This is a genomic window from Acetitomaculum ruminis DSM 5522 (assembly GCF_900112085.1).
GTDB lineage: Bacteria > Bacillota > Clostridia > Lachnospirales > Lachnospiraceae > Acetitomaculum > Acetitomaculum ruminis.
This window is the reverse complement of sequence record NZ_FOJY01000033.1, coordinates 1-6,567: the sequence shown is the minus strand read 5'-3', so window position 1 is coordinate 6,567 and position 6,567 is coordinate 1. Positions and strand designations below refer to the sequence as shown.

The window sequence follows — 6,567 nt, the reverse complement described above, 5'->3', positions numbered from 1 at the left end:
ACCCCTATGAAATTACACTGCTCTCAAACAGTTCTTCCTGTATTCGTTCCCTGAATTGAGCTTGAGACCCCTATGAAATTACACTGCTCTCAAACCCCAAATCATCATTTAGGGAAAACGCCTTCGCAACGTCAGAAAGTCTAGTGTATATAGGGAAACCGCAGTATAACAGATATTGCAAATATAAAAACTCTACTTTATTTCGCAATAATCCTTATCAATTATAAAGCGTTTTTCATTTGAATGAATCTCATGCTCACAATTCTCTATCATTATAACATGAAACTGCTTTCTTAGAATAGTATCAAATAATTCAAAACATTCATTATCATTAATAAAGCTCCTGAGATTAACCAAAATAAATAACTTGTCACAATCATAGGTTCGAACAAGCTCCATATAATCAATAATTTTTTCTCCAAGACTATTATAATCATCCTCGAATTCCAAACCAGCAGATTTAATGATATTTCCTATACTTAGTTTTGAAAATCTTATATCCCCTTCCATACTTTCTGTCAGACTCCACAAATACTTTTCAATACCTGCCATCTGTGTCATTGTTTCTTCATAATAATCGTTTTCATTTGCCAACCTCTCAGCCATTGAAACCAGTTTAGTTATAAGCCCCTTTTTATTAATTTCGAAGGGAAGAAACTGTGTCAACAATTCCACCTTTTTACAAATATTTAAAGGCTTGTTATCTTCAGATACGATAACTCTTCCTTCTAATCCCTGAAGTTGATTATATATATCCATGCACAATTTAGTAAAAATAACCTGATTTTCAATAATAACTGTATTGACTTTATCTATCTCTGTATCAAAAACCTCCGTCATTTCCGAATATACCATTTTCACAAAATCACCACCCTATTTTCGCTATCTATTATATCGCTATTCCACTGACCTGTAATATACTTCATTTTTGAAAATTGTTTTTCAGTCACCGTCAGTAATTGAACCAAACCATTGGGTGGTCTATTATTATCAAGTAATGATGTTACAGATTTTTCCACAGATGGCGAAGTTATCATTTTACAATAAACAGATTCCTGCATCATTATAAAGCCATTTTTAATAAGGCATTTTCTAAACATTCTGTAGTTTCGCCGATCCTCATTTGTTATTGTTGGCAAATCAAAAAATACAATAACCCTCATAAACCTAAATCCACTCATTTTTCCTATAAAACTTTATTCTCGAAGAATCATTATCATTAATAGCATCAAAAACACTTTTAGTATATATTTTTATGGCAATATCAAGGGAATGGTTACAATTATCTATATATACCTGTTCGGATAATATATTCCATAATAAATGCTTTTCATCCTTTCCAAATTCCTTTGGCATCAAATCTAAAACATGCTTATCCACAATAATCCTAAAAGGCTCCATCAAATCACTTGCCAGATTAAAGTGATTAAACATATTGCTGTGAAAAATTCCTATTTGAGTCAGATATCCGTTAGCAGAAATCTCTCTTGTAAAAGCAGAAAGAATAATACTGTATCCATAATTCAGTGCCGCATTAATGCTATTATCCTCACTCCTTGTAAACTCTTTTCCAAAAAGTGCATTAAAATACACTTTTGCAGCATGTCCCTCACGATTTGTGGCGTCTAATAGTTCTACTTGTCCTATATAAGACATTAAAAGGTCTGCTTCATTATCCTTCCCCAACTCTTTTAAAAAATCCGACTGTTTTCTTATCTTCTCAGTAATAATATCCCGCCATATCATAGCTTTTACATCATCTGTCCAAGCGATTTGAGTCCTTATTTTTAGAGAACTGTCATGACTACCATGATGCGGTACAAGCTCTGCGAAAGGATTCCTTTTTGAATCACAAAAAATAACCTTTACTTTTTTCTCTGTAAGCACCTCTAATAAACAACCGGTGATTGATACCATGGGATTTTCAATAAGAAGGATGGCGATTTCATTAACTAAAATACGTTTTGTCTCCAATCCCCTTACTACCATATATCCCATTTTATAATCCAATTTAGCCTGATTACTTATAATTACTGTTCTCCAACTCATAACAACTCAAGCAGATTAACTGACTGCCGCTCCCACATTCCGGATGGTGAAATATCAATAACTCTCACATCTTTAAAATACTTTGCCCAATTTATCACTTTTGTACTTATTGTTATAGCTCCCCCTCTTTTTTTACCATCAATCATTGTCAAATTCACTCCATCGGAACCCTCTCTCCCAAAAGTATCTATAATATTAAGCAAAACTTCGCATTGGTTAAATATATCCAATTTCAAAAATTTTTCTTTTCCATCAATCAACACAGAAACGATATTTCCCAGGCGTTTTGAATAAATACTGTTTCTATATTTATCTGTCAATAAATCATATAACTCTATATTCTTTTCTTCTGTTATAAAATCATATTCCTTGTCATAAATGTATTTATTATTATTTTTTACCTTTGTATTAAGATTATCCAGTTTTTTTATATAATTTTTCCATTCATTTGAAAGTGATAATTGAATAATATTTTGCAGCAATAATTTCTCACCAACATTTGCACTCCCAGTTATACAAACCCTGAAACCATCTAAAGATAAAACAGTGTTTATTTTCCATGGTCTCATTCCCAGTGGAAATTCAACTTCATCCACTGCTTTACCTAAAATATTCTCCAATCTACTAAAAGTATAATCTCTGGCAAATTTTTCATCTTCCAAAAATCTATTGCCGCACAAAAGCTCCACTGACAAAACAAATAAATTTGTTTTTTTACCTTGTCTATACCTGACAGGAAGGAAAAACATTATTCCTGATTTATTGTATCCACCATACTTTTCTGTATCTAAACCTTTTTTTCTTGGAACTAAACCTGAATTTTTCGAAACTGGCTGTTGATCAAAAAGACCACCATGTTTAAAATATGAATATTTTACAAAGTGAGCATTATTCTTTATTGCCTGTTTTTTCACATTTGCTAACATTTCCTTGTTCCAGATTATTTCATCACCGCATTTTACCTCATTGGTAAATATTACTTTAGGTTTTACACTGTATTTTTGATTTACATTAAACCAGCGTTTAGTAAAACGCATATTGTAAACATTACCAGTCACAATGTTTAAATAAGCATCAACTGCATGATGTAAATCATTAACACGACGACTTTTATAAATATTAAATGCGTGACGAAATTCCGATGCTAGCCTTGACTTGCAATATACAATTTCAGCATCCGGGTATTTTTCTTTAATAAATGTTGCCACAGCCTTAGTCGCTTGTGTCGTTTCAACTATTTGTCTATTTATAAATCCTAATTTTTCTTCATCTGTAAATGGAGTACTACGTGTAAGTCTCTTGTATTTTTCATCAGAAATCAGTTTATTATTATGAAGGAGTTTCCAAAAGCCAGCCATGTTATGGCGAATTTCCTCGGAAATAGGATATTTGTCACTTTTCTTACCATTTTCTTCTGAAAGAACCAGTACCTTGTTATTAATTGGACTATCATCCGTAACAAAAGCCTGTGGATAAATATGATCTATATCATAAAGCCTTGTACCTATTTCTTCTATATTTATGCTTTTTCCTGTATACATACATTTTCCAAGTTGCATAAAATAAAGAAATAATTTATCACTTTGCAACTTATTATTTGCATATTCTCCCATATCTTCTAACTGCTTTTTTAAGATTTTAACATCTACATCCTTACATTCCTTATATAATTTTAATATTTGTTCAAGACGAGAATCTTTTCTTTTTCCCTTTTGACTATCATCACTTCCACGAGCCATTTCTACAAATATTTTATCCGGTTTTCCAAAAGCTTTTTCTACGTCCTTTAATACAGCTAAGGTTCTAAAAATCGGTCTTCTTACTGCGTTTGAAATATACATATCATCCAATCGGTCAGATAATTTCTTTTTGTTTTCCGAATAATACTTTCTTTGCTCATCTTCAATTATGCTCTTAAAAGTAAAATAATCATCTGAAAGAATAAGCTCACTAAGATTATATTTAGTATTCCAAAGTGCTCCAATAACGGTGAATACCTCTCCGGTATTTTTATCACACCCCTGAATTCCATTTAAAAACTTTGCAGATAATCTTCCAAAATCTTTTATTCTTATATTACAAATATACTTTATGTCTTTATCTGATAGGTTAGGATAATTATTTGTTAACCACCTTGCAAAACGCGATTTTTCCTCTGAATAAGTTGATATTAAAATAATTCTCTCCACATCTTCTTCACTTAATATCTCATTATCCATAAGATTTTTAAAGGCTTTGGCAGATGATAATGTTCCATTCAGATTCTTATCTATACCTGATAATGCTTCTTCATCCCCATTATCTAAATATCCATTGGATTTTAAATAATCTACAAGCTTCTTTTTTGAAACTTTATTGTACTTCATAAACAAATCTTTATATATTGACTGCTTTAAATCTACCGGAATACGCTCACCATTTATAGCAATGTTATTTATCTCATTTAAAACCACAAATTTTTGATACAATAGCGAACATTTAGGAATAACATCCTCTCCCGGAAGATAGGTGCATACATTAGTCATTCTTCTGATAAATTCATGTTCGCTTGCATCTAAATCAACTATTTCTTCAAAATTCCATGGATATATTTTCCCTTCTGCACCTGATTTTCGCTTTATCCAGGCATGCTCTGAATTAGAATTTAAAGGCCCAACAAAATATGGAATTTTAAACTTAAAAACAGAAATAATTTTATCTCTAACTGAATATCCATCTTTTTCCTCCTTTAAAAACTCAAGATATTTTTCAGAATTATCCAGAATTTTTATGAGTTCATATAGATATAACTGATGCGGTATTACTCGGTTATCTGTGTTTTTTTGCTTTGGTAAAAAATTATTAAATTCAAGTTTCTCTTTTACTATTTTTACTTCCTCATCGTTTACACCATCAGAATTAATTTTTTCTAATAATTTCTTTAAATATTTATAGAAATCTTCTGTTTTTCCGCTCTTTGTATAAGCACCATATTTCCCGCCGTTATCATCTCTAAAAAGTTCATTGTAGTTTTCCGGTAAATACTTTCGTACAATTCTTTTTAATAACTCCAAATCTTCTTTATGTTTATCATAAATCTCTACTTTAGCTTTCGAAATTGTTTTCTTTTCACCTAAAACCTTAGCTAAAATAGACCAATCAGAAATACTTCTAAGAGCCACAATCAATTCAAAATCATCACCGATTTGAGAAGCTATTTCCATCATCTTCTCATCATCCATCTTTAAAGAAATTGACCCAAATTCATCATATTCTTCTTTTCCATATAAATCTTTTAGCTTATAAGTACCCCCTGAAATAAGTTTTAGTATTCCTTCTTTGCTATAAGGAAATGTATCACTAATTTCCTTTGTTGGTTTTGTCGTTCCAAATAAATATTCCTTTAAAGCCTTATATTTATCATTTACCCTCATATCATTTTTGATAATATCAGCAAGTACTGTGGAATATTCCGCATCCCATGGCTTTTCATAATCAAAAAAATTCATAAAATTATCGTATACTGATTTAAAGTCTTTTATTTGATCGATGTTCTCCAAGCTTATATTGCTTAAAAAATGACCTCTATGAGCTACAAGCCATGAAATTGCAAGATATACTAATCTTACATCATGTGGGTTTTTATTCTTCATTAAATCATCTATTAAATGATGAATCGATGGATATTCATTATGATAATCTGAATCTGTATAATTATCATCATAAAACAAAGAGGTTCCCTCTTCTGCATCTTCTCGATAAAGAGCACTTTCTTTAATTCTGCGGTAAAAATACGGGTCAACTTTGTAAATTTCTTTCGCAAAAAACTCCTGAATAAACAATACTCTTTGTTTTTTCCTTGCAAGACGTCTTCTGGCACTTCTAAAACTTCTTCTTTCCTTTTGCAAATTACCTTCATCAAATATTACACTTCCCCAAGCTGGTTCTCCGTGAAATTTTTTAATATCATATTTATTATTGGTAACTGCATAACCAACTGAATTTGTTCCTATATCCAATCCTAAGTATATTTTTTCTTTTTCCATATAGACTTCCCTCTTTATTTATGCTAAAATCTGTTTGTAGTTTTGTAGACCCCTATGAAATTACACTTCGAGTTCAAATAAAAGTTTACTCAATTCACCGGTTTTTCCGGAAGCACAGTGTGTGCTATTAAGCTTCTCGTTTGAGAAGCCTTTTTTGTCCTCTTTAAGTCTTGTTTTCACCTTTAATTTTTGAAATATTTTACTCATTATGTATAGTTATCTACAATACTAATGATACTTTTAACTCAAGTATAGGTCAAGATTTATTATGATATTATCTACAATTATAAGTAAAGTTTCGACTTTTCCAGATTATTTATCTATAGATATAAGTTTATCCAAAATTCCTTTGTAAAGCGGACATTCGGAATCCGCTTCGCTACTTCCTCATGAACGCGGTGGCACTTTGTGCCACCTGTCAGAAGGGGCTTTAACCCCTTCTGACACTAGTAAGCTTATACCCCCGCTTATAGCTTACGCTTTTGAAGCGGGG

At 31.2% G+C, this 6,567-nt stretch carries 4 protein-coding genes; all 4 read right to left on the bottom strand.

Going from position 1 to position 6,567, the window contains the following annotated elements:
- Window positions 1–192: 192 nt before the first annotated feature.
- Genes csn2 through cas9 form a run of 4 tightly spaced genes read right to left on the bottom strand, consistent with a single transcriptional unit; the run spans window position 193 to window position 6,074 of the window.
- Window positions 193–855, bottom strand: coding sequence for a type II-A CRISPR-associated protein Csn2 (csn2, locus tag BM153_RS13140; RefSeq protein ID WP_242949160.1), 663 nt, complete (start codon window positions 853–855; stop codon window positions 193–195).
- Window positions 856–857: 2 nt separating this feature from the next.
- On the bottom strand, window positions 858–1,181 hold the full coding sequence (gene cas2, locus BM153_RS13135) for a CRISPR-associated endonuclease Cas2 (RefSeq protein ID WP_242949159.1): 324 nt from the start codon (window positions 1,179–1,181) through the stop codon (window positions 858–860).
- Window positions 1,168–2,049, bottom strand: a complete 882-nt coding sequence (gene cas1, locus BM153_RS13130) for a type II CRISPR-associated endonuclease Cas1 (protein WP_092874916.1) — start codon at window positions 2,047–2,049, stop codon at window positions 1,168–1,170. The genes cas2 and cas1 overlap by 14 nt, the downstream gene beginning before the upstream one ends.
- Entirely contained in the window at window positions 2,046–6,074 is a 4,029-nt protein-coding gene (gene cas9 / locus BM153_RS13125) for a type II CRISPR RNA-guided endonuclease Cas9 (protein ID WP_092874914.1), read from the bottom strand. Before cas9 ends, cas1 begins: the two co-directional genes overlap by 4 nt.
- Between the last annotated feature and the right edge of the window lie 493 nt (window positions 6,075–6,567).